16 protein-coding genes and 7 pseudogenes are annotated in these 25,773 nt (G+C 67.4%); 9 read left to right on the forward strand and 14 right to left on the reverse strand.

All coding sequences use genetic code 11. The features are described 5' to 3' along the window. Nucleotides 1-49 precede the first annotated feature (49 nt). On the reverse strand, nt 50-187 hold the full coding sequence (botA, locus tag ACIRGB_RS19275; protein WP_403866111.1) for a bottromycin family RiPP peptide: 138 nt from the start codon (nt 185-187) through the stop codon (nt 50-52). Nucleotides 188-313: 126 nt separating this feature from the next. Then, on the reverse strand, nt 314-2,200 hold the full coding sequence (locus tag ACIRGB_RS19280; RefSeq protein WP_403867148.1) for a RiPP maturation radical SAM C-methyltransferase: 1,887 nt from the start codon (nt 2,198-2,200) through the stop codon (nt 314-316). 428 nt (nt 2,201-2,628) lie between these two features. On the opposite strand from ACIRGB_RS19280, the gene ACIRGB_RS19285 reads away from it, so the two are divergent. After that, entirely contained in the window at nt 2,629-3,540 is a 912-nt protein-coding gene (locus tag ACIRGB_RS19285; RefSeq protein ID WP_403866114.1) for a class I SAM-dependent methyltransferase, read from the forward strand. A 145-nt stretch (nt 3,541-3,685) separates the two neighbouring features. Next, nucleotides 3,686-4,981, forward strand: a complete 1,296-nt coding sequence (locus ACIRGB_RS19290; RefSeq protein ID WP_403866117.1) for an MFS transporter — start codon at nt 3,686-3,688, stop codon at nt 4,979-4,981. A 426-nt stretch (nt 4,982-5,407) separates the two neighbouring features. Here the strand turns inward: ACIRGB_RS19290 and ACIRGB_RS19295 are convergent. Beyond that, nucleotides 5,408-5,762, reverse strand: a pseudogene (locus ACIRGB_RS19295) (TetR/AcrR family transcriptional regulator); the annotation flags it as partial. On the opposite strand from ACIRGB_RS19295, the gene ACIRGB_RS19300 reads away from it, so the two are divergent. Beyond that, on the forward strand, nt 5,692-5,955 hold the full coding sequence (locus ACIRGB_RS19300; protein WP_403867196.1) for a hypothetical protein: 264 nt from the start codon (nt 5,692-5,694) through the stop codon (nt 5,953-5,955). The pseudogene ACIRGB_RS19295 and the gene ACIRGB_RS19300 sit on opposite strands and share 71 nt — an antisense overlap. A 10-nt stretch (nt 5,956-5,965) precedes the next feature. Here the strand turns inward: ACIRGB_RS19300 and ACIRGB_RS19305 are convergent, their stop codons facing one another. The 3 genes and pseudogenes from ACIRGB_RS19305 to ACIRGB_RS19315 form a co-directional block, all read right to left on the reverse strand. Further along, nucleotides 5,966-6,817 (reverse strand): NAD(P)H-binding protein, encoded by an 852-nt coding sequence (locus ACIRGB_RS19305; protein ID WP_403866120.1) that lies wholly within the window; start codon nt 6,815-6,817, stop codon nt 5,966-5,968. A 172-nt stretch (nt 6,818-6,989) separates the two neighbouring features. Then, nucleotides 6,990-7,949, reverse strand: a pseudogene (locus ACIRGB_RS19310) (helix-turn-helix domain-containing protein). Nucleotides 7,950-8,212: 263 nt separating this feature from the next. Beyond that, nucleotides 8,213-9,397, reverse strand: coding sequence for an IS701 family transposase (locus tag ACIRGB_RS19315; protein WP_403867151.1), 1,185 nt, complete (start codon nt 9,395-9,397; stop codon nt 8,213-8,215). A 126-nt stretch (nt 9,398-9,523) separates the two neighbouring features. Between ACIRGB_RS19315 and ACIRGB_RS19320 the strand changes: the two genes are divergently transcribed. Next, on the forward strand, nt 9,524-9,919 hold the full coding sequence (locus ACIRGB_RS19320; protein WP_403866123.1) for a hypothetical protein: 396 nt from the start codon (nt 9,524-9,526) through the stop codon (nt 9,917-9,919). 339 nt (nt 9,920-10,258) lie between these two features. On the opposite strand, the gene ACIRGB_RS19325 is transcribed toward ACIRGB_RS19320, so the two are convergent. Next, nucleotides 10,259-10,852, reverse strand: coding sequence for a TetR/AcrR family transcriptional regulator (locus ACIRGB_RS19325; RefSeq protein ID WP_403866126.1), 594 nt, complete (start codon nt 10,850-10,852; stop codon nt 10,259-10,261). A 71-nt stretch (nt 10,853-10,923) separates the two neighbouring features. Between ACIRGB_RS19325 and ACIRGB_RS19330 the strand changes: the two genes are divergently transcribed. Next, nucleotides 10,924-11,631: a hypothetical protein gene (locus ACIRGB_RS19330; protein WP_403866130.1), complete on the forward strand. Its 708-nt coding sequence runs from the start codon at nt 10,924-10,926 to the stop codon at nt 11,629-11,631. Between the two features lie 428 nt (nt 11,632-12,059). Here ACIRGB_RS19330 and ACIRGB_RS19335 read toward each other — a convergent pair whose 3' ends face one another. Together ACIRGB_RS19335 and ACIRGB_RS19340 are read right to left on the reverse strand one after the other, a co-directional pair. Further along, nucleotides 12,060-12,623, reverse strand: a complete 564-nt coding sequence (locus ACIRGB_RS19335; protein ID WP_403866133.1) for a hypothetical protein — start codon at nt 12,621-12,623, stop codon at nt 12,060-12,062. 104 nt (nt 12,624-12,727) lie between these two features. After that, nucleotides 12,728-12,985, reverse strand: a pseudogene (locus ACIRGB_RS19340) (hypothetical protein); the annotation flags it as partial. Between ACIRGB_RS19340 and ACIRGB_RS19345 the strand changes: the two are divergent. Beyond that, nucleotides 12,974-13,252: pseudogene (locus ACIRGB_RS19345) on the forward strand (winged helix-turn-helix transcriptional regulator); the annotation flags it as partial. The pseudogenes ACIRGB_RS19340 and ACIRGB_RS19345 sit on opposite strands and share 12 nt — an antisense overlap. Before the next feature lie 280 nt (nt 13,253-13,532). On the opposite strand, the pseudogene ACIRGB_RS19350 reads toward ACIRGB_RS19345, so the two are convergent. The 4 genes and pseudogenes from ACIRGB_RS19350 to ACIRGB_RS19365 all read right to left on the reverse strand — a co-directional run. After that, nucleotides 13,533-13,649, reverse strand: a pseudogene (locus ACIRGB_RS19350) (3-oxoadipate enol-lactone hydrolase); the annotation flags it as partial. Then, nucleotides 13,628-14,203 carry a site-specific integrase gene (locus tag ACIRGB_RS19355; RefSeq protein WP_403867153.1) on the reverse strand — a complete coding sequence of 192 codons (576 nt, stop codon included), beginning with the start codon at nt 14,201-14,203 and terminating at the stop codon, nt 13,628-13,630. The pseudogene ACIRGB_RS19350 and the gene ACIRGB_RS19355, both read right to left, overlap by 22 nt. Before the next feature lie 31 nt (nt 14,204-14,234). Continuing rightward, the gene (locus tag ACIRGB_RS19360; protein WP_403867156.1) at nt 14,235-14,624 is read right to left on the reverse strand and encodes a hypothetical protein; all 390 of its coding nucleotides are present in this window, start codon (nt 14,622-14,624) and stop codon (nt 14,235-14,237) included. Nucleotides 14,625-15,027: 403 nt separating this feature from the next. Continuing rightward, a pseudogene (locus tag ACIRGB_RS19365) lies at nt 15,028-15,183 on the reverse strand (DNA-binding response regulator); the annotation flags it as partial. Here ACIRGB_RS19365 and ACIRGB_RS19370 point away from each other — a divergent pair. Further along, nucleotides 15,184-15,360, forward strand: a pseudogene (locus ACIRGB_RS19370) (response regulator transcription factor); the annotation flags it as partial. 13 nt (nt 15,361-15,373) lie between these two features. Here ACIRGB_RS19370 and ACIRGB_RS19375 read toward each other — a convergent pair. After that, nucleotides 15,374-16,516, reverse strand: a complete 1,143-nt coding sequence (locus tag ACIRGB_RS19375; RefSeq protein ID WP_403866136.1) for an IS110 family transposase — start codon at nt 16,514-16,516, stop codon at nt 15,374-15,376. Between the two features lie 455 nt (nt 16,517-16,971). On the opposite strand from ACIRGB_RS19375, the gene ACIRGB_RS19380 reads away from it, so the two are divergent. Further along, nucleotides 16,972-21,975 (forward strand): hypothetical protein, encoded by a 5,004-nt coding sequence (locus ACIRGB_RS19380; protein WP_403866139.1) that lies wholly within the window; start codon nt 16,972-16,974, stop codon nt 21,973-21,975. Nucleotides 21,976-22,139: 164 nt separating this feature from the next. Beyond that, the gene (locus ACIRGB_RS19385; RefSeq protein ID WP_403866142.1) at nt 22,140-25,682 is read left to right on the forward strand and encodes a hypothetical protein; all 3,543 of its coding nucleotides are present in this window, start codon (nt 22,140-22,142) and stop codon (nt 25,680-25,682) included. Nucleotides 25,683-25,773 lie beyond the last annotated feature (91 nt).

Raw genomic sequence — 25,773 nt, forward strand, 5'->3', positions numbered from 1 at the left:
CCCGTCCTTGTGTGTTCGGCGTGGCCGTCGCCGGTCCCGGTCACGGACGTCAGACGGACTGGTTGTCCTCGGACCAGACGCCCCACGACTCCAGCTCCTCGAGTTCGAGGGCGCTGAGCTCCGCGTTGTTGGGGTCGTCGTTGAGGAAGTCCGCTGTCATGCAGTCGAATACGACCACGGGTCCCATGAGGGTGTTCCTTTCGTCGGTTCGTTCCGGACTGTCGTGTCGGGTCCTTCTTGTCACGTGCCGCCCGCCCTGCGGGCCGGCCTGATGTGGTGGCGCACGGGCCCCTCGCGCGGTGCCGACACCTCCCTACGGTCGGGTGGTGAGCGTGAGTGGCACGGGGGTGCGGGGCCGCCGGGGAGTGCCCTTGACCGGCGGGGTGCGGTAGGCGGAGGGCACGGCCCTGGTAGCCAGGGCGATGACCTTGGTGCCTTCCGCGTACACCCATCGGCGACGCTGCCAGTCGCGCAGCGTTTCCAGGGCCTGTTCCCAGCATTCCCCCTGCCAGCCGAGCTCCTGGAGGTCGCGATGGCGGGTTCCGCCGATGACGGCTCGGTAGAGCCGGGCGTCGTCCCCTGTCAGGTGGGTGTCGCCGCCGGGCAGGCCGGGGCGCTGGTCGGTGAGGATGACGGAGTCGAAGCCCAGCCGGTACGTGAACGAGGCCTCTTCGTGGTGCCCGCGCCAGAGCCGGATACGGGCCGCGAGCCGCCGCCGGACAGGAGCGTTGTCGGCGGCGTCGGCGAACTCTCCCTCGAAGTGGTACGCGATGTTCCAGAGGTCGTCGGGGGAAAGATATGGATAAACATGGTGATATCCGGGCAGCGGTCGTGTCAGGGACAGGCCGTAGCGCTCTGGATGTTCCACGTACGGGCTGAACCGGTCGAAGCGGATCAGAGTGATGTGCGGCGGCGTGAGGTGGGTCAACGAGGCGACGGCGTCCAGCTGGGCGGTGATCGACTCGGGGGTCTCGTTCGGGTAGCCGGTGAGGATGTTCCACACCGGCAGTACTCCGTATTCGGCGCAGCCGAGGAGGAAGCGGATGTTCTGGTAGGCGGTGGCGCCCTTTTTGAGGTGGCGGAGGCCTTCGGTGCTGAGGCTTTCGATGCCTGGCTGGACGGAGCGGATGCCGGCCCGGCGCATGGCGCGGATGTCGGCCCATTCCATGTTGGCCTTGACTTCGAAGAAGAGGGAGTGGTCGGTGTCGAGTTTCTCGATGAGCGGCAGTGCCGTGTCGAGGTATTTGAGGTCGAGGATGTTGTCGACGGCGAAGAAGTCCAGGACACCGTAACGGTTCATGAGGTGCTGCAGCTCATCGGCGACGGTGTCGGGATGTTTGCTGCGGTAGTTCATGGTGGCCCCGTTCAGGCCGCAGAAGGTGCAGTGTGTCTTGGCGCCCCACCAGCAGCCCCGGGAGAACTCGACGGGAAGGGTGATGTCGGGTTCGAGGTCGGCCAGGCCCGCTGTGTGCAACTGATCGAAGAATCCGTCGTAGTTGGGTGTGGGGACGGTCAGTGGCCGGTCCGGACGGGGTTCCGCGGCGGGTGGGGCGGCGGGACCGTTCCGGGAGCGAAGACGTCCGTGGCTGGGCACGGGCGTGCCCGCTGCGGTATGCCGCAGAAGGGACGTGAAGGCGTCCTCCCCGGGGCCGTCCACCACCGCGTCCACCGCCGGATGGTGGGCCAGGAGCGTGCGGCCCATGGAGCCCTCGCAGTTGCTGCCCCCCATCACGATCACCCCGCGATAGCCATGCTCACGCAACCGCTCGGCCACCGCCAACGTCGGCCCGTTCTGACTGAACATGGAGGTGAAGCCGATGACGGAGGGGGCGTCCTCCATAAGCGTGCGGGCCGTTCGCTCCACGTGCGTCTCCGCCACCTCCCGCAGGGAATCGATCAGCTCGATCGTGTTCGCGTCCGCCCGATGGTCGCGCAGTACCGTGAAATAGGCGTCACGTTGTGCGGCGTCGGCATGCCGCTGGGCGAAGATCCAGTCGCCGGCCGCTAAGTGGTAGAGCTTCTCCGAAACGGTTTCGTAGGCGTCGGCCCAGATTTCGCTGGAAAGGCCCAGTTCCGAGCGGGCGAGACCGTAGAAGTCGAGGTAAGCGTAATGCGCCTTGACCTGCCAGCCCTCAGCTTCGGCGATCGACCGGAGAATTCCCACCTGAATCGAGGGACGTACGACACTGTTCCACGGCATGGAAACCAATGCGGCCTTTTGGGTAGCGGACACGGAATCCCCCTCGAGCACCGACTGCGGAGTCACCTCGAAAGGTTCACTTGTTTCGCCCTCATGAGTCAACAGGATCAAAAGCACTGGCAAAGCTTCGGCTGAAACCAGCCCCAGCGAGGAGTCCGCGATTGTAAAGAAAACGTGAAGAGAGCGCGAGCTTCCCGGCCGGGGAGAGCATCCGTCGTTCTCGCCTTCCTCGCAGGTCAGAGTGATCCGCACGAGGCTCGATGGAGGTTTCGCGCTGCGCGCGCGAGGGTGAAACGTGGTTGCGGCAGCCAGTTGCGCCCCATAGGGTGCTCCGGCTGACGAACCTAGGAAATCTCTTTACCCTTGCTTCCGGTGCGAATTTTTCCGCCACTCGCCATGGAGCCGTCCATGAGGAATGAGGAGAGCGCGTGACCGAGCCGATCCACGGGTTACGGCAGGCCGCGGGGGGTGCCGACGAGGGAGCGACGGGTCCCTTACGGCCCACCCTGACCGGCGCGGCCGAGACACTGCTTGCCCCTCTCTATGCGCGGGCGCTCGACGCCCGCTCCCTGCATCCCCTCCTCGGTGACCGCGCTGCGGCCGACTTGGTGGCGCGCATCGACTACGACTTCGGCCGGCTGGGAATCAACGAGACCAACGCCGTGGGGGTCGCTCTGCGCACCCTCTGGTTCGACCGTCAGGTGCGGCGCTTCCTCGCGGCACACGGCACGGCCACCGTGCTCCACCTCGGCTGCGGACTCGACGATCGCTTCGGCCGCCTCGCCCCGGGCCCGGACGTCCACTGGTATGACCTCGACCAGTCGGAGGTCATGGACCTCCACCGGAGGGTGCACCCCGCCCATCCGCGCCGACATACCATCGCCGCCTCCGTCACCGATCGGGACTGGCCCGAGCAGATCCCGACGGAGCACCCGGTCCTGGTCGTCGCCGAGGGCCTGTCGATGTATCTGAAGGCCGAGGACGGACCGCGCATGCTGCGCCAGGTCGTCGCCCGCCTCCCGTATGGCGAACTCGTCCTCGACACCTACTCGCGATTCGCCGTCGGCTCCACCCGCCGCTTCGCCCTCTTCCGCCGCACCGGCGCCCAACTCGCCTGGGGCATCGATCATCCGAGCGAACTCGCCCACCAGGTCCCGGGGTTGCGTCTCGTCGGCTCGGTCAGCGCGTACGGGAGCGCCAAAGGCGTCGACCTGCGCGGACTTCCTCCACGACTGCGGGCCCGGATGCTGATCGACACTCAGATCATGGCGCGTCTGCCGGTACTTGGCAGTGTCGGTCACCTCTCACGCCACTCCTTCGGTACGAAGAAGCAGACCTGAAGGAGAAGAAACCCGAACTCGACCACCCCTCGCCACGAGTCCGCCTCATCCCATCCCGCCTGTCACCGGGCGTACCCCGTAGCGGCGGCGTCTCGCCCGCCGACCGAGGTCCGACCGGTTGCAGTCGATTCACCAGAATTGATCCATGCTGATCGCATATCTCCTCTCGCACGGCCTGTCCTTGCTGGGCAACACCGTGGCGAGCATCGCCCTCCCCTGGCTGGTGCTCCAGCGCACCGGTGACGCGGCGGCCGTCGGCCTGGTGGCCGCTGCCAGCGCTGTACCGATGCTGCTTTCCGCCATCATCGGCGGCGTGTTCATCGACCGGTTCGGCCGCCGGCGCCTCTCCGTCTGTGCCGACCTCGCCTCCGCCGTCTGTGTCGCGGCGCTCCCCGTCGTCGACGGCCTGACCGGGCTGACTCTCGCCTGGTTCGTCGTCCTCGGAGTGGCCGGGGCTTTCATTGACGTTCCCGGCATGACCGCCCGCGAAGCCCTGGCCCCCGACGTGGCCGAGGCCACCGGAATGGACATGTCCCGCATCGCGGGCCTGCGCGAGAGCGTGGGCGGCGGCGTGGTGATCCTCGCCCCGGCGGCGGCCGGTGGCCTGATCCTCCTGGTCGACCCCGGTACGGTGCTGTGGGTCACCGCCGCCTGCTCAGCCCTCGCCGGGCTGGTCACCCTCACCCTGCCCAAGCAGCTCGGTCGCCGCCCGACGCCGAGCACCGAGGCGGCATCCGGCCCGTGGGCCGATGTCCGCCGCGGCTTCGGCGTGCTGCGTGACGACCGCACCCTCGGCACGATCACCCTGGTGTCGGCCGCGAGCATCGCGGTCCTCGCACCTCTCCAGAACCTTGTGCTCCCCGTGTACCTGGTCGGCGAGAACTCGCCGGGCGGCTTCGGCCTGGTCGTGTCCTGCCTCGCCCTGGGCGGCATCGCGGGCGCCGGTGTGTACGCGGCGATCGGTGCGAAACTCCCTCGCCGCACCGTCTTCGTCGGTTCCCAGCTGGTGTCGATGGTCGGAGTGGCCGGGCTCGCCCTGCTCCCGCCGGTACCGCTGCTCGTACCCTGTGCGGTCCTCGCCGGCATCGGTGCGGGCCCGCTGCCCGCGCTCTTCCTGGTCCTGGTCACCGAACGCATCCCGGAGGACGTCCGGGGCCGCGTCCTCGGTCTGCAGAATGCCGTCTCCATGACAGCTGTCCCGCTGAGTACTCTGTTCGCCGGCTTGGTGGTGGAATGGGCCGGGCTCCGTGAGACGGGCGTAGCACTTGCCGTCGCGTGGTGCGGAGTCTCCCTGCTCCTCCTCGCCGTACCGGCGCTGCGCCATCTGGACAGCCCCACGGCCGCGGCACCCGCCTCCTCGCCCTGCCCCGCCCAGCCTTCCGGCGTCCCGCACCCCGTGTCACCCGTGGATCCGGAGCAGGCCTCGCACCACACCGACTGACAGGCCGTCGTAGTGCTGTTCCCGGTCCCGTTCTGTGCAGCGGTCCTCTTCGGCTCGGTCGTGGAGACGTCGCAGCTGGTCGAGGCCGGGAGCGCTGCGCCTCGCTCTGGCTGCTCGGAGGTGGGGCATGCCGCTGGCGCGACGGGCAGAAGCACCACTCCGGCACACGCTGGTCTTCCACCAGGCCGGACCACGTCGACTGCCTCGTGCTGCGCGAGAAGGACGGTCCACTGGTCGTGGACGTCAAGCCGCGGCACCGCCGGCACCTGCCGATCCTCGCCTCAGGCCGGGCGACAATCAGCGCAGGCTGATACAAACGGATGCCGACCGGTTCGGCGAGGACCCGCGCCGTCCCCATGCGGCTGGTGATCCGGCTTACCCGCACCCGGCTCCAGCAGCCGGGTACTTGCGACCTGGGCGCTGAAGTCACGACTGGGGTGGTCGCAAGGCTCCGGCGATGACGGTGGTCACCGTCTTGCGGACGCCGGCCCTCTGCGGTGGGGCGCTTGTCCGGTCGGCGGCGAACAGCAGGTGTCCGGCCCCGACGAGGGTGGGGGGCGAGCGTGTCGATGTCGGCGCCACCGGCCAGACGCCCCGACTCCTGCTCGGCGGTGAGGTACGCGGCGATCATCGCGGTGCCTGGCACGAGCAGTGGGATGCCGGTCAGACCGGCCTCGCGCAGCCGGGTGCGGAGACCGTCGCGGAAGGTGATGAGCGCGACGACCGCCACCGTGACCGGCCTGAACAGGTCCTGCAGCGCGTCGGCGTGGTGGTCCACCACGCGTGCCCAATGGCGGCGGGTGCTGCAGTTGTGGCCTGTCGGACGCGTTCTCTCCCTGGTTTTCCTGGCTGCGGTCGCCGTGGCGGGCGGAGTGTTGTGGGGCTTGGTGGAGTTCTTGGGCGTCCACCAGCTGAAGGCCGAGACGCAGTTGACCTCGAAACCATTCCTGCTCCCATGCAACATCATCGCGTAGGGCCAGAATGTCACTCCGGGGCAGGACTGGCGGCTGGTGGGGCGGGTTGGGTGAGGATTGCGGTGACGGCCTGGTCGAGGGTGGCGGCTGGGTGACCGAGGACGTGCTGAAGATCGTCGGTCTGTCGCTCCAGTGCGCCGGCACGGACCTGGTCCTCAAGCCAGCCCTGGGCACCGGGCGCGCGGCCGTGCCGGTCTCGGTGGACGACGGGTCTGCCGGAGATACGGCTGAGTGCGTGGGCGAGCTGGCTGTAGGTCCACAGGTTGCCGGTGAAGTCGTAGGCGCGGCCGAGGTGGCAGTCCTCGGTGAGGACGCGGGCGGCGGCCTCGGCGAGTTCGCTGCGGAAAGCGGTATTGATGCCACGCCCGCCGGTGCCGCTGGCCAGTTCACCCGAGGTGACGGCGGCGTGCAGGCCCGCGTTGAGGAATGCCTCGCTGTAGTAGGGGTGGCGCAACAGCGTGTGGGGCAGCCCGCTTGCGAACAGGGTGCGCTCGGTGGCGTGATGAGCTGCGGTGACACCGCGGGCCTGAGTGTCGGCACCCAGGAAACTGGTGTAGATGATCGCTCCGACTCCGGCGGTGTGGGCCGCGTCGATGGCTGCCTGGTGCTGGCCGACGCGGCGGGAGGGTTCCAGCTCCGGAGAGGAGATCAGCAGCAGCCGGTCGGCTCCCTTGAACGCGGTGCGCAGCGTTGCCGGGTCATCGTAGTCACCGAGGCGGACACGGACCCCGCGAGCGGCGAGATCCGCGACCCCTTTGGGATTGCGCACCGCGGCAACGATGCGATCAGCGGGTCCCTGGGCCAGCAACTGGTCGATGACCAGTCGGCCGAAAGCCCCCGAGGCGGCCGACACAACAATCATCCACAACTCCCTCACCGTGGTGTAGCCGTCGCCGGCGCGGCGGTTCGTGACCGCTCGGTCCCGACGTCCGGCTCACCATCGATGAACAGCGAACCGCGCGTCAAAGCCTTTTCCAGGCTCCAGGATTCTGAACCTCAACAGCAACCAACCGCCTGCTCGTGCTGTGACCGCATTAGGTTCGCCGGGTTGTGCCCAGGCCGCTGGGGTGAGGGCGCGTCCCCCCCCAGCGGATGCCATTCTCGCTGCGGATGCGGACACGTTCTCGGCGTTGTGCGGCGAGCACGTCGGGGTGGCGGCGTTGGCGTTGCGCCAGCGCAGGTAGCGGTGCAGGGCCTGGGTCTGTGCGGGGTGGCTGCGGTGGTGGGAGTTGGCCAGGGTGAACTGGCGCAGCGGTCCGAAGTGGGCCTCGATCGGGTTGGCCCAGGAGGCGTAGGTGGGGGTGAAGCACAGCTCGACCTTGCTCTTCTTCGCCCAGCGGCGGATGTCCACACCGGTGTGGGCGGAGAGGTTGTCCAGGATGATGTAGATCGGGGCTCCGTCGGGGCGAGGCGGCGCGGATCGACTTCAGCGCCGCGGTGACGTCGTGGGTGCGGTGGTAGGTCGACGGCAGCCGGTTGGGCTCGCTCGGTTTCGCCCAGCAGGAGCCCGCGGCGGTGGGCCGGATCCCCGGCGGCCCGAACTCGTCGAAGGCGAACACCCGGTCAGGGAAGCGCCCCAACACCTGCTCGATTTGGTCGAGGGTGGCGTCACCCTCGCGATCTGGGGACTCCTTCCAGGTCTTGGTGCGCTGGAAGGTGTTGTCGCGGCGCGATAGCGGGCGCCGTAAGGCTTCCCGGCCGATGCGGATGACACGGCCGTGTACGCGGCGCAGGTAGGCGGCGAGTTTGCGGATCGACCAGCGGGTGTAGGGCTGACCGAGCTTGTTGGGGCGGGTGGTGGCCGCCTGTACGACGAAGTCCTCGTCGTCAGGGGTGAGCTGGCGGGGACGGCCTCCCGCCCATCGAGGGTGTAGACAGGCCAGGCCGATCTCGTTGAACTGGTGGATCATGTCCCGGACGGTGTCCTCGTCGGCCTGCACCAACTTCGCGATCACCGGGACGTGGTTCCCGTCGGCCGAGGCCAGCAGCATCATCGCCCGCCGGTAGCGCACCGAGCTGGTACTTCCTCGGTGCACGATCTGCCCATCCAACCGCCCCAACCATCAACCCGGCGAACGTTCCCGGTCACTGCACTAGTACTGCAACGGTGCTTGCTGTGACTGGTGACCAGGTCAGGGGATGTGTCCGCGTTGTTTGTAGTGACTGGTGCGGGCCTGGTGCTGTCGTCGTCGGCGCCAGGTCGACCAGTGCAGGATGTGCTCGACGGGTGCGGGCCGACGGTTGGTGAGGCGGGTGATCAGCCGTCGTACCTCGGCGAGGCTGAGGTGGATGAGCTGGGAGGATCCGTTTCTGCTTTCCCGGCATCCAGCTCTCGGGCTCGCAGGACGGTCAGGCAGGCATGGGCGGCCATGGCGAGGGTCATGTGGCGGTGCCACCCGGGATAGCGGCGGACTTGGTAGTCGTCCAGTCCGCATCCCTGCTTGGCGCTCTGGAAGCACTCCTCGATGGCCCACCGGCTGCCCGCGATGCGGATCAGGTCATCCAGCGTGGTTCCGGCGGGGCAGTAGGCGATGTAGTAGGAGATCTCCTGCGGTCGGGCGACGCTGCGGCGGGCGATCACCCAGTGGCGGCGGTCGGGCCGGTGCCACGGCCGCACCTCGACGCGTGCCCAGTCATAGATCCGCAGGCCGTGAGCCCCGTTGCCGCAGGAACGACGCTTCCATTTCTGCCGGGCAAGGCCGTTGAACAGGTCGTGGACGGGATGGTCGATGGCCCAGCGGGTGACCACGGTGTCGTGCCGGGTGGTCGCCATGACGTGGAAGACGTCCGCCCGCTCCAGCTCGGAGCGCCAACCTCTGCTGAACCCGTAGGCGGCATCCGCGGTCACCCACCGAAACGGGATCTTGTCCGCGATCGCGCGGCGGACCATCGCCTTGGCCATGGCCACCTTGGTCTCGAAGGCGACCTCGTCGCCGATGCCGGCCCCGTGGCATCTTTCGCGGTCGTCGGTCCAGGAGGTGGGCAGATACAGACGCCGGTCGATCAGCGTCCGCCCGCGGTCGGTGGCATAGGCGAGGAAGACACCGACCTGGCAGTTCTCCGTTCGCCCGGCGGTGCCGGAGTACTGCCGCTGCACCCCTGCCGACTGCGTGCCCTTCTTCAGGAAGCCCGTGTCGTCCACGACCAGGACGGCGCTGCGGTCGCCGAGGTTGTCGACCACGTACTGACGCACATCGTCGAGCACCTTGTCAGCGTCCCACTCGATCCGGTTCAGCATCCGGTGGATGCGGTCCGGGCCTGCGTAGCCGGCTTCTTCCGCCAGCGTCCAGCCGTTTTTCCGCTGCAGCGGAGCGATCAGGCCCCGCATATAAGCCAGTGCGGACTCCCGCGGCTCCGACCTGCTGAAACGGTGCACGAACCGCCCATGCACAGCTTCCAGTTCGCCCGCCCACAACCTGACATCAGCAAGGTCCCCACCCATAACCACACCCACGACCAACCTGGTCACCAGTCACAGCAAGCACCGTTGCAGTACTAGGGCCTGTCCGATGGGTCGTATGAGCTGATTAGGGGCGTGCCCCACTGTTCGCTGAACGAAGGGGGCCGCATGGCACGCGATACAGCTGAAGCAAAGGCAGAGATGTACGGGATCACGTTTCCTGCCTGGCGCGGAAAGCACTACGTGACGCTGGCTGAGCTTCTGGTTCGGCTCGGCAGCTTCGGCTTGGACCTGACCTGGCGCATCGAGTTCGACGAGATCGTCGACCCTCGCTGTGTCGAGTTGAAGAGACGGTCCGCCGACACCGGCATGGACACGTTGACGTTGTTGTCGCTGACGACCCCCTTCCTCGAGTTGATCGACGCCGAAGCACGGGGGTTCGCCGGGGACGAGCTGGTGCTCGTCCTGACCGAGTTCGACAGTTCCTCCTGGGACGTCAGGGCTGTCGACGAGCGCGTACTCAGCAAACTTCGTCACCACTACCCGGGTGCCGAGGATCTCTGAATCGACTTCTTCGCGCGGGGGCTGTGCTGCGTAGTGGCCCACGGCGCACTGGGCGGCAGCGGCGAACTCATCGCCGCCCGCGGCCGATACGCCGCCATGTCCGACGCCCAAGCCGCCCAGTACGCCCCGACCACGGCCGTTCCCCACCCCGCCGCGCCCACTGTCCCGGACCAGGTATGACCCGCTCGCCCGAACGATCCACCGTGACCCCACCCCCCATCACTACGGACCTCGACTCGGTGCCGAGGTCACTGAATGTGGCTCGCGACAGCGCGGTCTCGTCGCCGCGTCGGAGCAGGCCGCGCTCGCGCACCCGCATCGGCCGTACGGGGCTCGAGCTCACGTGATCAGGGGCAGGTAGATGGTGTCGACGATCTCCCGGATGTCGTCGGAAGGCACCGGCTCCAGTTCCATGAGCACTTGGTGCCGGAGCAGGTCGAAAGGGAGGCGGGTGATGCGTGGGGTGAGTTTCGTGCCGTCGATCTCTCCGCGTGCGGCGGCGCGGTGGGTGATGGACTCGATCAGCGCCCATCGAGCCTCGACCAGCGTGGCGCGCAGTTCGGCCGGTGTCGTTCCCGTTTCCTCGAAGTAGGCGGCCAGTTGCGCCGTCATGGCTGCCGCGAACGCTGTGAACGCTCCATTGAGCTGTTCGAGAAGGGCGATCGTGTCATCGCGCAGGGACCCGGTGTCGGGGTCGGTGAGTGTGAATTCCGCGCCGGCTCGCTGGATGGCGTCGCGGACGAGGAGGTCTTTGGTCGCCCAGTGGCGGTTGACGACCGGCCGACTGGTGCCGGCGCGTTCGGCGACCGCGGCGAAGGTGAGCCCCGCGTATCCGCGTGCCATCAGCTCGCCCCACGCGGCGTCGAGGAGCGCGGCCCGCAGTTCCGCGCCGCGTCGGCGACGGGGGGTGGAATCCGACCTTGCAAGATGCATGAGTGCATCTTATAGTCGATGGCGGGCACGCGGCAAGCGAGCGATGCCCACCTCATGCGAAGGGGAAGAGAATGACCACACAAGCTGATGCGCACCAGTCCACCCCGGTGACGGTCGACCTGCACACCATGGGCCGCAGTTTCGACGAGACGGAAGTCGACCGATGGGAGCTGGAAGCCGCACGGCGGGCCCTGAGGAACCTGAAGAGCGTGGTCGGCGGCCAAGTGATGATGGATCTCCTCGGTGAGCAGATCGACGACGGCGACCGTTACCACAAGGAACTCGTCGCAGCCTCCCGCGGCACCTACCGTGAATCCCGCACCGAGTTCACCGTCTACGGACTCAGCGGCACCCAGCTGGCCGAGTGGTTCCAAGCGCAGGCCGGCACCGGTCGCTTCCAGGACAAGTCGTTGCTCGTCAACGCCCATCCTGAGCACTATGTCGAGCCGCCCTCCTACACCGGAGGCATGGTGGAAACGATCGGCGGCCACCTCACCCGGTTCAAGGTCTCGGTGGCACGCGAACTGCCCGCCGCCGTCAGCGCCTACCTGGACGCCTCCTACCCGGTGACGCTGATGAACGCGGCCCTCAGCCTGGACGATGGCACCCCCTTCGCGTACTGCCTGCACCAGGCGCGGGACACCGACACCGGTGCCGACGTGGTCGTACGCGTCATCTATCCGTCCGCTGCCCCGGACTCGATGATCGAGGGACACTGCGAGCACCTGGCGATCGAATTCCGCAGCTGGATCCGCAATGCGGCAGCCGCGACCCGCTGACCTGCGCGCCCGGGTCGTCGCGGACGGCTCGTGGCCGATCACACGTCAGTCGAGCGCCCCGCGTCTGCGGGGAGGACAGCAGCAGCGTCCCGCCTTGTGATCAACCGGACGATGTCCGTCGGCCCCTCGGTGGCACGGGCCGCGGCAGGCTCGTTGCGGACCGTTCATCGGAAGCCGGTGACTGGGTCGCGCATGGCTTCAGGGACGGATCAGCTGCCGAGGTCGAACGCGCCCGACGCGTAGAACGGCTCGGCGGGCTCGACTGATGCTTCGGTGAGCTCTCCGTGGCAAGTCGGTCCTGCTCCCCCGTCAGCCACCATAAAGGGCGACTCGCTCGCCGTGGACGGCCACCGCACGAGCGCCCCTACGCGGTTCGCCCACACAGGGCTGGACCGCGGCCTGAACCTCTGCGCTCGTCGCTGGTGGCTTCACGGCCTGGCCGCCGCCCCGCCCTGTCCGGCGGCGAGAAGTCCGACGGTGTGCATGCCATAGTCGTGGAGGGTGTTGGCCCGGCGGGGTTCGATACCGTGCAGTGCTTCGACGGGCAGGCGGGCAAGGCAGTCGGTGGCCTGTGCGGGAGGGGGATGGTGAGGACACCGCCGGGGTGGTCGTTCTGGTCGGAGGCGGTGACCGTCGGCCCGATATCCACCCTCATGTCCACACCAAGACGGGGACGGGGTGCAAACCCGCAGCCTTCTCCCCCATCCCGCGTCGGTCGCGGTGCCGTCGGAGTTGAGCCAGCCACGTGCGACGAGACGGGTTGTTGCCGCGGCCGCCTCCTCGTCGTTCCACAGCCTGGTGGCACGTGCGATCGCTTCCGGGAAATGACCTGTCGCGCTCTGCAGTACAGTGCATTCGCACGGTCCGATGTCGTTGGCGGCGAGCACGGTGAAATGCGCGTCGTCACGCCACTCGCGCAGCACTGTGAGCTGCTGCCAGAGTGCGACGAGTGGATCGGAGGGGAGGGGGATCGAGGCGTTGACGGCGACCATCGTCTTTCCGGCGTAGTCGGCGCGTGACGACTGGGGCGATCAGCGCGCGCCTCCGCGATCTGATCGACGGCGAGGTTGACGCCGACGCGCTGCACCGCGCGCTCGACGGCTGCGAAGCGGGCGGCCTGCCACTGCTGTGGCGTTGCGGTGTCCCACACGCCTGTCATGGCCTGCACCGCCCGTGGGCTGAAGTTGTAGAAGGCGGCGAGCGTGACCTGCCATGGGGCTGGCCCCATCGGGGGCGAGCGGAACGCGAAGTACGCCGGCCCGTCCTCGCTCACGCCGAGTTTGGCGGCCTCTTCTGGCGCCCCGGGGATGAAGTAGATGAAGAGGTGGGCCGCATTGATGGTGTCGTCTGCCATCTCGACCAGGGCCCCCGCCGCTTCACGGAACTCAAGCGCGCCGTCGACGGAATCAGCCAGCGCATGCTCACCGTCACCCTACGCAGCCTGGAACGGGACGGCATCGTGACTCGAACCGTCCACAACGTCATGCCGCCGCACGTCACCTACCGGCTCACGCCCATGGGCAGCACCCTCTACGAAGCCACTACCCCGCTCCTGCGGTGGACCGTCGAGCACCTGGCGCACATCGACGCGGCCCGCGCGGCCTACGACGCACGCGCCGCCACCTCGCTGGCCGGATCCGTTCAGCCTGAGCAGGGGCAGAGCGTCCTGAACCGAGTGATCACGGAGCGGGACGGAACCGGCGTACTGGGATCCGGCGGGGCGACAGAGTAGTGCGTGCGCACAAGCCATACCCAGGCGATCTGGCCGACGCGCGCTTCGACCAGTCGTCGTCCTGACCAGCTGCCGGTACAGCTCCGCCGATCCGCTTCTTCAGTCTACGCATCAGCTTGAAGCCGAGCATGTGGGCGAAGGCGAACCCGACGATGTAGGCGCCGTGAGTGTGCCATGTAGCACCGAGGGACGGCCCCATGACCAGGACCGGGGCCTGTTCCGGCCCGTCAAAGCGGTATTGCATGCTGTCGACGTTCTTCTCACTCACCCGTTCACGCTCCCACATCTCACATTCTCTTCGTGAACGGGGGCGGAGCCACTCGCCAGACCTCCCCACGTGTCCGCCGCCGGCCGCAGGTCCTCCACATCCGGCTTCACGTACCAGCGCTTCGTGGTCCGGGCGTCGGCGTGGCCGGCCCACCGGGCGAGGAGGTGGTCCGGGACCCCGTGGTTCGCCAGGTACGTCAGGCAGCTCGCACGGGCGTCGTACAGACGGACCCGACGCAGCCCGCTGCGGTCCATGACCTTGTAGGCCCGCTCACGCAGCTGCCGCCCGTTGAGCGCCCTGCCCCCAGCGTCCACGAGAACGTAACCGCTGTCTTCGTACCCGTGCCCGGCCGCCGTCTTCTCGTCTGCCTGAACATCCCGGAACGCGGTCAAGGCAGCCACAACCGGAGCCGGCAGAGGAAGCTGCCGTTCACCGGCGGGCGACTTGGCGTCCTTCTCCACCACGATGTCGTTCCCCATGACCGTCCGGGTGTTGGTGATGGACACGGCGGCTTCGTCCAGGTCGACGTCCGCCCAGCGCATGCCACAGATCTCCGCCGGCCGAAGACCCATCAGAGCGAGAAGTAGTGGTGCCTGCAGGCGGTCACCTGCGATCGCACGAACGAAAGCGCGCACTTCCGCGACGCTCCACGGCGGCACTGCGGTCCTGGCCCTGCGCTCTGCGCTCTGCCCTGCGTGCCTTACGGGGAACGGTCACCTCACGAGCAACGTTCACCCGGACCAAGCCCCGTGTCACTGCCCGGTCAAGCGCCTCCTTCAGCCGAGCCAGCGACATCTCGACCGAGGTCGCCCCCAGGCCGGTGCCCGGCCTCCCTCCCCGCCCACGCCCCTCCTGGAGCGCCCATCTCATCCATGCCTGGACGTGATCCTCGGTTAGGTCCTGGAGCCGAATGCGTCCGAGCCTTCCGCGGACGCGGGCCAAGGTCATGGTGTAGCTGTACGCAGTGCTCTCTTCCAGGTCCTCGGCCTTCATGGCCAGCCACTGATCGAGCCACTCGTCCACCGTCACCTGCCTGAGAGGTGCCCGCTCTGCCTCGTAGCGACGATGCACGATGCCCGCGTACTCCGCCTTCGCCTCCCTCAGCGTGGCGAAGGTACGTGTCACCTGTGTGCGCTTCCCGGTGACCGGATCAGGGCCTGCGTCGACCACGAACCGGTACCGGACCTTCCCCTTGGCATTGGGGGCAAGCTTCTTGATCGGATAAGACAGAACTACTCGCTTTCCTTGGAGTGTGGGAGCCCCAGCGCAGCCTTCTGTGTTGATGTCGAACACCAAGCCCGGGGGGGGCTGACGAGCTCCACCAAGGATTGCCGTGATCGCCGGTTTGGCCAACCGGCGATCACGGTCTATGTTTCGCTCGTCGCCAACCGGGGCCCGCCATGATCTCGCGTTCGCGTTCGGTGAGTAGGGTGAGGCGTTCCGGCGCGGTGAGGGGCATGTGGTCGGCCGGGGTGGCCAGGAAGCGGGTGATCAGGGAACGGGTGGCCGTGGGTGAGAGCAGGGAGTCGCCCGCGGCCACGGTGCGGATGCCGCACTCGCTGCACTGGGCAGATCGAACCACGAGATCGCCGACCAGCTGCTCCTCAGCCCCCTAACCGTGCGCAGCCACGTCTCCCGCGCGATGACCAAACTCCACGCACGCGTTCGGGCGCAGTTGGTCGTGATCGCCTACCAGAGCGGCCTCGTCCGGCCGGCCCCCGACAGCTGACACACGAACGCCCCTACAACGCAGGGGTGTGGGAAACCGGTCTGACCAGGTTGAAGACCTCGCGGGCGGCATATCGCTTGAGGCATCGGATGATCTCACGGCGGGTCTTGCCCTCCTGGGTGCGGCGTTCGTAGTACGCCCGGGTTCGCGGGTCGTGGCGCAGGCGGGTGAACACGATGCGGTTCAGGGCAGCGTTCGCCTGACGGTCGCCGCCGTAGTTGAGCCGACGCGTGCACCGCCGGCCAGAGGAGTACTCGATGGGGCTGACTCCGCAAAGGGCAGCAAAGGACGCCTCAGTGTTCAGTCGCTCGGGATTGTCCCCCATGGTGATCAGGAGAGTGACGGCACTGTCCGGGCCAATGCCCACCGGTACGAGCAGTTGCAGCGCGTAGCGTTCGACGAGCCGGGTCAGGCGTTGGTTCAGCTCGTCGATCTGTCCGCTGAGCTGTTCGATGCGTTCGGCGAGCATGCGTAACGTCATGTGGGTGGCCTGGGCCACCGCGTCCTCGTCTCCCCCACCATCGGGTGGGCTGAGAGTCGCGCAGGTGCGGAACAGCTCGGCATTGCCCAAGCTTGACAACCGCTCCCGCAGGGCGGGGTCGGCGATGACCAGGACGGCCTTGAGCTGGTTGATCGCCTGGGTGCGGGCCTTGACCGCGGAGTCCTTGGCAAGTTTGTAGATCCGGGCGCTGTGCACGGGTCCGTCGCCGGATTTGGCCTGGGCCCGGGCGCGACCACTGAGCACGGCTCGCGCTGCGGCCTGCGCATCGAGCGGGTCCGACTTACCGAGCAACCGGCGGGCCGACCGATCGGGCCGGTTCACTTCGAACACCTCGACGTGCTGAGCCAGCAGGTAGCGGCACAGGCCCGCGCCGAAAGTGCCCGTGCCCTCCACGCCGGCCCGGCGCACCGTCCCCCGCTTGCGGGCCCACACGAGCAGCTGCCGATAGCCGGCCGCCGTGGCCGGGGAAACGACTCGTTGCCCAGGACCTTCCCCAGCGGGGAGGTCACGGCAGCGACATGCATCTCGCCGTGCGTGTCCACGCCCAGTACGACCTCTCTCCGCACGGGCGGGTCCGTGTTCGAGGAGGTGCTGCGCTGTCTGGTCGTCATGGTGGTTCGCCTCCCGGGTGGTGACGTGCTGGGCGGATCGCACCGGCCCGCATGGGCGGTCTGAACCGTGATGGCGCCTGAACTCGGCAAGGCCCCTATTGGGACACGCCCTGTGGCTCGGTGGCTGGCAGCATCCCGCGACGACAGTCGACAGGTCTGTGACTGGACACTTCGGTCATAGATCTCATGAGTCAGACCTCCGCCTGGGACGGCACTGCACAACCGTCCCATCGATCCCAGTACAGCGGCATGACTCGATCACTGCCGGATGACTTCGACCGAACCGATGCTCAACTGACTGAGCGCGCTGACAAGGCGTTGACTACCGTCCACTCCTGACCGTCATGGCCGGCAGCGCTCGGGTCAGCACCGGCTACAACGGAATTCCTACGCCTGATCCGGTCCATCGACCCAGGAAAACTTGGTGTGTCAGCGCAGCCCTCTACGCTGGGATCCGACACGCGCATAGTGGGGCGGCGGGACGGTCAGAGGACGGCAGTGGCATCGAACGACAGCAGGGCACACAGCTGGCAGAGCATCCGGGAGTGGGACGGCAGCCAGCATCGCGCGTTCGAGGAGCTCTGCTTCCAGCTCCGGACGCCGGCGCCTCCGGGCTGGGAGACGATCAAGACTGCTGCTCCGGACGGCGGCGTCGAATGGTATGACCAGGCGCCCGACGGCAGTGCTGCGCACGGATACCAGGTCAAGTTCGTCCACAACATCGACGATCTCATCCCTCAGGCGAAGAAGAGCGCCAAGACGGTCGGCGAGAACGTCGCGAACCGGAAGATTGTCCGGCTTGAGTTCCTCGCTCCCTTCGACCTCTCCGACCCCACCCCTGTCACCCCGCGCGGGAAGGCGCGTACCGGTGCGAGGGAGCGGTGGAACAGCAACGTCGCCCGGTGGAAGAAGGACTTGCCCGGTCTTGCCGACGTGGACATCCGCTACGTCGGTGGCGGTGAGCTGCTGGAGCGGTTGACCCGGCCTGGAAATGAGGGGCGTCAGTGGTTCTTCTTCGAACGGCGGGCGCTGGGCAGCGAGTGGTTCAGGGAACAGGTCACGCTTGCTGAGCGTCTGGCCGAGGCGCGGTACACACCCGAGCATCATGTGACGTTGCCCCTTGCGCGTGTGGCGGATGCGTGTGCCCTGCCGCAGGAGTTCTTGAGGCAGGGCGTCCAGCGATCCCGGGATCTGCAGGCCGCTATCGTGACCCTCCTTTCCGAGATGACACGCTGGTACGACAGCTATCCCACGCCGGCCAGCAGCCCCGACCATCAGGCGCTGGCGCGGTGGGTGCACGCGTGGACGCCCGCGTTGCGGGAAGGCGCCCACACCTTGGTCCACGACCTGTCCGCTGCATCCGCAACGTCCGGTTTCCCCGCCGAGCAGAGTTCTGCTGTGGTGGAGGACATGCTGGAGCGGCTGGGTGAGTTCAAGGACCTGGCTGACCGGTTCACCGAGGAAGAGCGTGAAAGCGACGACGCCATACCTGCGGCCGGACGGGGCGCAAACGCTCCGGTGACCGCGGTGCAGAGCGTGCAATGGTTGTGCGAGCGCGCTCTGGCTCGTGCCTTCGACGCCTGCGAGCGCTTGGACGGCTTGTTGCGGAGTCCCGCTGCCCAGACAGCGGAGAAGAAGACCTGGCTGCTCCTGGGGGAGGCAGGGCAGGGCAAGACGCACTTGCTGGTCGACGCCGCGCGGCGGGCCGTAGACGAGGGCCGTCCGGCGCTGGTGGTGTTCGGGCAGGAGCTCACCGGGCACAACACGCTGAGTGAGGTCGCGCAGAAGCGTGGCCTGGGGCCGCTTGCCGAGCGGGACTTCCTCCAGGCGATGGACGCCGCTGGCGCGGCAAGCGGTTGCCGCTTCCTGTTGATCATCGATGCGCTCAATGACTCCGACGACGCCGGGAACTGGAAGAGCGAACTGCTCGCGCTGCAGGTGCGTCTGGCCGGGTACCAGCACATCGCTTTGTTGGTGTCCTGCCGCTCGACCTTCAAGTCGATCGTCGTGCCTGATCGCTTCGATGTGCCAGTCTCCGTGCACTCCGGCTTTGCAGGACGGGAGATGGAGGGGCTGGAGAGCTACCTGCGGGATGTGGCGGCGGTTCCCCCCAACACTCCCCTGCTGGCCTCAGTCTTCACCAACCCCTTGTTCGTAAAGCTGTACGCGGACAGTCTGAGCAAGAGCCTGGAGCGTGGCGGCTCGGGCGGCCATCCGCGTGTCCGGAGCGCGGTGTTCGACGCCTATGTCGACCACCGTGCGGAGACCATCTGCTCCCGGCTCGGACTCGACCCCCTGGAGCGGCCCGTGCACCGTGCGGTGGACGCCCTGGCGGCGCGCATGGCCGCCGCGCGGCGCTCCGTGCTGCCACGTGATGAAGCCCGCGCTCTTGTCGACGCGTACGCACCGGCGGCCACGTCGTGGCCGGACACGATGCTCGGGCAGCTCCTCGCCCAGGGCCTGGTGTCCAACGAGCGGACCTACAAGGCCGACCAGGCAACCGGTATCGGTTTCCCCTACCAGGCGTTCGGCGACGACCGCGTTGTACGGTCGGTCTTCGCTGCCCACCAGGACGAGATCGACGCGCTACGCGAAGGACACCCACTGACCGCCGATTCCGCGCTGCGAAGCTGGCTGAGGCAGGCTGCCCCGAACTACCAGGAAGCAGCGTCGATTCTCCTGCCCGAACAAACCGGGACGGAACTCATCGACCTGCTGACCGACGCTCCCACATCCGCAGAGGACACAGCTGGCCCCGGCAGACGCGCGGATGCACGAGGCTACCGACTGGCCCGCAGCTTCCTGGAAACGCTTTCACTGCGCAGCACAAGCAGCGTCAACGAACGCACCATCGAACTCCTCAACGAGACCGCCGCACGCCACGGACGCAATTCCGACGTGCTAGAGGCGGCGGTAGCGGTCACCGCCGAGCCGGGGCACCTGCTGAACGCCGACCGTCTCCACCGGGTGCTGCTACGAAAACCGCGGCCCGAGCGCGACGCGTGGTGGGGCGTAGAGACCTACTCCTTGCTGTGGGACGTCACGGCACTGCACCGGCTGCTGCGCTGGGCCGAGCAGTACCCCACCCCGCGCCATCTCCACCCTGCATCCCTCACGGCCCGGCCTCGGCTCGGGGACCGGACCCGCCGACCGGTGCAGACGGCCGGAGCCGACCACGAGGAAGTCGTCCGGCTGGCCGCCACGACACTGGTGTGGACCCTCACGTCCTCCAACCGGTTCCTGCGCGACCGGGCCACCAAGGCCCTGGTGCAACTGCTCCTGGGGCACGGAGACGTTCTCGTCTCCCTCCTGGACAGATTCCTCCACGAGGACGCGGAGAAGATCGATGATCCCTACCTCTTCGAGCGTCTGGTGTGGGTTGCTTATGGAGTCCTGGCCCGTCGCAGCGAGGACGACGGCAAGCACGACCTCCTCGGGACAGTCGCTCGGCGGCTCCTCACGTACTCCTACGGCGGGGTCGATTCGCCCGCGCACGCCTCACGGAACGGGCTGCTGTGCGAAGCGGCTACACGCGTTGTGACCTTGGCGCACCGTGCTGGAGCCGTCACCGGCGAGGAAGCAAACGCGGTCAGGCATCCACACGCCTGCCCTCCGATCGGGCAGGCTCCTACGGAGGAAGACCTCGACGTGCTCTTCCCGCGGCGGGAGCAGAACAAGTCGCTGTGGGGATCGCTCCGCTCGTCCCTTTCACCCCTGGGAGACTTTGCGGACTACCAGGTCCGGCCGGCCGTAAGGCACTTCAGTTTGCTGCCGCTGTCGACCGACTATCCCCGTCGGCCGGCGTGGCAGCGCGCCGACGATCCTGTCGTAGTCGACCCCGCTCGTATTCCGGCCTTCGCGCAAAGCCTTCCGGAGTCCGTCCGGCCCGCCTTGAGCACACTGGCTGCCGTTGAACAACTCCTCACCGGGAGGAAGGCAAGGGACGTCCTCGACCCGGACCAGTACGCGCTGCTGCGGGCCTGCCGCGTGCCCCCGGCCGACGACGAACGCCTCGCCGCTGCCCACGTCGACGCCGAGTGGGCCGCACGCTGGGTCCTCGCCCGCGTCGCTGACCTGGGCTGGACGCCTGAACTGTTCGCCGAATTCGACAACATGCGTTCCCGCCACTCTGGCTCCCGCCAGTCACACAAGGGCGAACGGGTCGGCAAGAAGTACCAGTGGATGGCCCTCCACGAGCTCGTGGAACGCCTGGCGAACCACCGGCACCCCCACCGGCAGACCGAGCACGACGCCGCCGAATACCCGGGAGCGGCACGACTGTCGCTGCTCGACATCGACCCCTCCCTTCCTCCGGCCCGACACCCCTTCTCCGACACCGACGACGACAACAGTCCAGACGAAGCCGACCACGCCACCTTCCCAACCGCCGACCCCGCACACCCGCTGGCACCACCTGTCCCCGACCTGCCCGACGACGAGGGCGTCGACGAATGGATAAGCCGTCCGGACAACCTGCCCGACCTCGACGAACTGGGCATCCGCACCGACAGCGACGGCAGGCAGTGGATCGTCCTTTACGAACAGGCCATGGACGACCACGACGGCCGAGGATGGAACGTCACCCGTGGCCAGGCGGAGCAATGGCACCGCATCCACAGCTGGCTCGTGCCTGCCCCCCAACTCGCCAGCCTGCTCACATGGCTTAAGGGACGTTCGTTCACAAACCGGCTGATGCCCGAAGGGCCCGATCGCCACAGCCTTCTCCTGGCCGACTTCCCCACCGTCCCCAGTCCCTGGACCGATCCGGAACCCGAGTCCAGGCATGTGAGTAGCTTTCAGTACGACGAACCCGATCACGGTGAGGACGACTCCCCTGTCCCAGAGGACGACGATCTCTCCTCTCCGGAGCCAGCCCCTGGGCCACCGGCATCGGAGAGGAGCGTCGCCATCGCCATCTGGCGGGAGCGCAGGGCGAAGCGCCGGGAAGAGCTGCTCCTGGAGCTCGCAGAGCAGTGGGCGGACGGTCCGATGGAAGATGACGAGGACGACTGGCTGGAGCGCACCCTCGCCGCACAGCCGCGAGGCCGGATGGTGTTCGCCACAGACCCCGATGGGGAACCCGTCACCGCTATTCCGACTGACCAAACCTACAACTGGTATGGTCAGAGCCTGGACTGCTCCCTCGACGCATCCGTCTCCGTGACGCTGCTCAGTGACCCACTCCTGAGAGACAGCAAGCTGCGGCGCGACCCGGACCGCCCCTTCTGGTACGACACCGACGGGCAACTGCAGGTGCAGTACCTGACATGGGACCGCCCGAGCGGCAGGGCCTACAGTCTCCTCGCGTCCAGAGAGTGGCTCGAGCACCACCTCGAGCGCAGCGGCCACTGCCTGGTCCAGGGCATGACCGGTGAACGGCAGCCCGTGACCGCCGAGCACCCGCGTGTCTGGAGAGAGTTCAGCCAGAGCGCCGGCCGCACGGCCGAAGGACAATGCAACCCTGGGACCATCGTCACCGAAGTCAAGAGAAGCATCCGGTAGCAGGCCGTCGCCGGACTTGGCCCGGGCCCGGGCACGACCGCGGAGTACGGCCAGCGCGGCGACCCGTGCGTCGAGCGGGTCCGGCTTTCCCAGCAGACGGCGAGCCGTCTGGCTGAGCGGCTTTCCACAACCGTAGAACGCACACGGTGCGTAGCATGTGGGTTGTGAATCTTCCGGCTCGTGTGCGGCAGGCTCTCAACGAATCTGTCCATCCAGCAGAGTTCGAACGGTGCGCTTGTGCCCTGTTGCAGTCCCGGTATCCGGGGTTGTCGGCGGTCGAGGGCGGTCATGACTTCGGCCGTGACGCAGACATCTACTTTCCTTCCGACAGCAATGATCCTCAGGCGCGGGGGCGCCTTATGGTCACCACTGGTGATCCGATCGCCAACGTGCGCAACGGCCTGAATCGGATGCAGGAGGAGGGCTTGCAGGTCGACCTGGTTGTTGTAGCCAGCTCGCGCCCCGTCGACGCTCGCACCCGGAGGGCTCTGGACAAACTGTGCTCGGACCGAGGGCTACCTCCAGCCCACGTGTACGCCCAGGAGTGGTTCGTTCACCAGTTGGTGCGTGATGCGGCATGGCGGCGGAGTCTGTTGGGTATCGAGGGCCGACTCGGCGCCTTGCTCGACGAGCCTTTGGAGGCACCTCTGGTGGCGAGCCCACCGCCTCTGGTGGGCAGAGCGAGCGAGGTTGTAGCCCTGTCGGCTGCGGTGGATGCCTGCCAGGATGTGGTGCTCGTTGGAGTTCCGGGGGTGGGCAAAACTCGGCTCACCGGTCAGCTCGGAGATCAGGTGGTCTACGTAGAGCCCGCTTCGCTGGCTCACCTTCATGACGACCTGCTTCTGGTGCTGCCGAGAGCAGTGGTCGTGGACGATGCTCATGCTCATCCTGATGCGGTGCGTGTCCTGCGACACACCCGTCGACAGACCGGTCTTTTGTTTTCCGCAGTGGTAACGACCTGGCCGGATCGGCTCGCTGAGGTGGTTGGCTGGCTGCCCGGGGCGCTGGTCATCAACGTGGGCCCTCTCGAACGGACGGAGATGAACACGCTGGTCACCTCGGCGGGTGTCACCGGTCATCGGTCCCGGGCTGTAGTACTCGACCAAGCGGACGGGCGGCCGGGGTGGGCGGTGACGCTGTGCGAGCTGCTGGCCAGTGGGCAGGGCGGGGACGTCTTCAGCGGCAGAGCGCACGTAGCGCACGTCGAGCGGTACCTGAGTGAGGCAACAACATCACACACGGTGCTGGATGCGCTGGCCTGTGTGGCCGTCCTGGGTGGCGTATCGCCGGAAATGCTGTACGCCCTCGCGCCCCTGGTCGGAGTGGCTCCCGCTGAGTTGTCTGGCATGGTGGAGGGTCTTGCACACAATGGCCTGGTGGAGTCGGTGGAAGACGTTTGGCGTCTGCAGCCGGCCCTGTGCGCGCCGCTGGTAGCGCGCTGGTTCTTCACCAGTCCGGTGCGGCGGCCGTGGGCCACGCTGGTCGATGCCTTCCCCGACCACGCGCTTAACCTTGCCTCCGCGGTGATGTCCGCAGCCGAGGTATCCCCTTCCTCGCAGGCACGGGCTCAAGCAGAGAAGTGGATCCACTCGCTCTCGGCGCCCACGTCTTGGGACGTCGGCACCTTCGCCGTCGTGGCGCAGTATGCCCGATTGGACACCCGGGCGGCCCAGTTCGCGGTGAACGGGGCTCTGGCCGTGCTGGCCACTCCTCGCGAACCCGAAGAGCTGTATGGGATGCTCGTTGACCCTCTCGGTGATGCAGCTACCCGCCAACTCATTCAGAGCGCACGTCAGTTCTTGCTGCCGGAAGCGATCGGAGGACTGCTGGCCCTGGCGGTGGGAGACAGGCGGCGTCGGAACTCCACTCCGGATCACCCGCTGCGCGTGCTCAGCGATCTGGCCGGCGTGATCGACCCCGACTTCGGTACGTCCCTTGAGATCCGCGCCCGTCTGCTGCGGGCGGTGCTCGACTGGATGCGCCGCCATCGCGCCTCGGGCGAGCAATGGAGCGTGGCCACCGAGGCCCTGGCGGGCATTTTCAGCGTCGAGGTATCAGGGAACTGGCCGGATCCAGGGGCACCGAACAAAGTCACACTCGCCCACGGCGTGGACGCCGCAGAGAATCTCTCGAAGCTACTCGGTCTATGGGAGCAGGCAGTCCCGCTTCTGACCTGCGATACGGAAAGCGAGGACAGCGTCCCCTGTCCGCCCGTCGCGCTGGTCGCCCTGCTCGACATGGCGCTGGGATGGGTCCGGCTCGGCTTGGGCATCGCCCCCCGTGGCCAGCCTCCCTCCGCCGAGCAGATGCGGTGGGGGGTCGAGGGAGGACGCCGCGTTCTTGCTTCACTCCACTCGTTGCTGCAAAACAGCCCGGGAGCAGCGATGCGCGCTCACCGCGAACTCGCCCGGATCCGGGGCCGGGCTCAAACAGCTGGCCAGAAGCTGCCGACATTCGACGTCGACTCCGATCTTCAGTCCTTCTGTGAATGGGGAAGCGTCGAATTCACCCATGACTACGAGGCAGCCACCGAGCAAGTGTTCACTCAAGCGCAGACACTCGCGAAGAAGCTGACTGCTCTGGGGCCTCGAGCCGGAGTGGCCCGATTCAGCGAACTGGCCGAGCAGGCACAGGTCGTCGGTGACTACACCGGCCATCTGACAGCCATCCGCATGGCCGAGCTGATGAACGACCCGGCTGCCTGGTACCAGGCAGCCGCCGAATCAGGTGAGACCCTGTTGTTGGGAACTGCCCTGACGCAATGGCTCACCACGGCTCCCGACACCGTGCCGCCGTCCGTGTTGCTCGCGGCCCTCGACGATGCGGCCTCCCGACCCACTGTCATCAGCGCCGTCGTCGCGCGCAGCGTGGTGGATCAGACGGGAGAGCTGGTGATCGACTCGATGCGGGCCGAGGACGCGGCACTGCTCGAGACGCTGATTCGCCACGAGCCGGACGATGTCATGCAACGCCTGCTCGTCCACACCGTCCCTGCCATCGCCGCGAGCGCAGCGATCAGTTTTTCGGTCGGAGCACCACACGGCCCCACCCTGCCGACAGAATGGCAGACATCATGGCGCCGCGCGATAAAAGACCTGCGCATCGATCACCTACCCCCGCACAACCAGTGGCGAGCGGGCAGAGTCCTCACGCACCTCGCGGAGCATGACGCCGACACCTTCGAATCATGGTTCCACGAGCGGCTGAAGGACATGACCGCCCAGGGCTGGTACGCCTCGCCGCTCCCGCACGACAGCGATCACATCCTCGCTTACCTCCCACGTCCGCACCGGCTACGTCTGGCCATCCACTGCATGGGCCTGCCCCGCGTCGGCCACAGCGCCCTCATCCATCTCGTCGGCTCGGACACCAAGCTGGCCCAGCACCTGCTCGACCAACATGCCGTAAGCCCTGACAAGCTGGTCGACGCCCTCTTCGGGCAGCGCAACACGGCCGTAGAACAGATCGGTCCCCTCCTGTTGGAGCGGGGAGCGAGCGCTGACAGGATCGCGGCGGCTGTCGCCTGGTGCGACTCCTGGTCAGGGAATCGCTCGCGAATGCACTCTCAGCTTCTGGACTACTTCACCGCTCTTGCCGACCGAGAACCTGCGCTGCGCGCGGTCGCCGCAGCGGGCCGCGCACAACAAAAGGAGCTACTTGACCAGGCTGAAGAGCGCGAACGTGCCACACGAGTCCGCGGGCGATGACCACAGATGCCTCTGGTGAGCGGTCAACGCCACTGGAGTAACCGGATAAACGCAACCGCCGTCCTCACCACATGAAAGCCAATCCAACACA

Origin of the sequence: Streptomyces sp. NPDC102490, assembly GCF_044765285.1 — a bacterium.
Lineage (GTDB): Bacteria > Actinomycetota > Actinomycetes > Streptomycetales > Streptomycetaceae > Streptomyces.

Bases quoted from the DNA above. Each gene is read 5' to 3' on its own strand.
- ACIRGB_RS19360 (WP_403867156.1), bottom strand. From the start codon at position 14,624: ATGAAGGCCGAGGACCTGGAAGAGAGCACTGCGTACAGCTACACCATG.
- ACIRGB_RS19330 (WP_403866130.1), top strand. From the start codon at position 10,924: ATGACCACACAAGCTGATGCGCACCAGTCCACCCCGGTGACGGTCGAC.
- ACIRGB_RS19280 (WP_403867148.1), bottom strand. From the start codon at position 2,200: ATGCCGTGGAACAGTGTCGTACGTCCCTCGATTCAGGTGGGAATTCTC.
- ACIRGB_RS19320 (WP_403866123.1), top strand. From the start codon at position 9,524: ATGGCACGCGATACAGCTGAAGCAAAGGCAGAGATGTACGGGATCACG.
- ACIRGB_RS19305 (WP_403866120.1), bottom strand. From the start codon at position 6,817: ATGATTGTTGTGTCGGCCGCCTCGGGGGCTTTCGGCCGACTGGTCATC.
- ACIRGB_RS19355 (WP_403867153.1), bottom strand. From the start codon at position 14,203: ATGGGTCTTCGGCCGGCGGAGATCTGTGGCATGCGCTGGGCGGACGTC.
- ACIRGB_RS19300 (WP_403867196.1), top strand. From the start codon at position 5,692: ATGAGCGCGACGACCGCCACCGTGACCGGCCTGAACAGGTCCTGCAGC.
- ACIRGB_RS19315 (WP_403867151.1), bottom strand. From the start codon at position 9,397: ATGGGTGGGGACCTTGCTGATGTCAGGTTGTGGGCGGGCGAACTGGAA.
- ACIRGB_RS19335 (WP_403866133.1), bottom strand. From the start codon at position 12,623: ATGGTCGCCGTCAACGCCTCGATCCCCCTCCCCTCCGATCCACTCGTC.
- ACIRGB_RS19325 (WP_403866126.1), bottom strand. From the start codon at position 10,852: ATGCATCTTGCAAGGTCGGATTCCACCCCCCGTCGCCGACGCGGCGCG.
- botA (WP_403866111.1), bottom strand. From the start codon at position 187: ATGGGACCCGTGGTCGTATTCGACTGCATGACAGCGGACTTCCTCAAC.
- ACIRGB_RS19290 (WP_403866117.1), top strand. From the start codon at position 3,686: ATGCTGATCGCATATCTCCTCTCGCACGGCCTGTCCTTGCTGGGCAAC.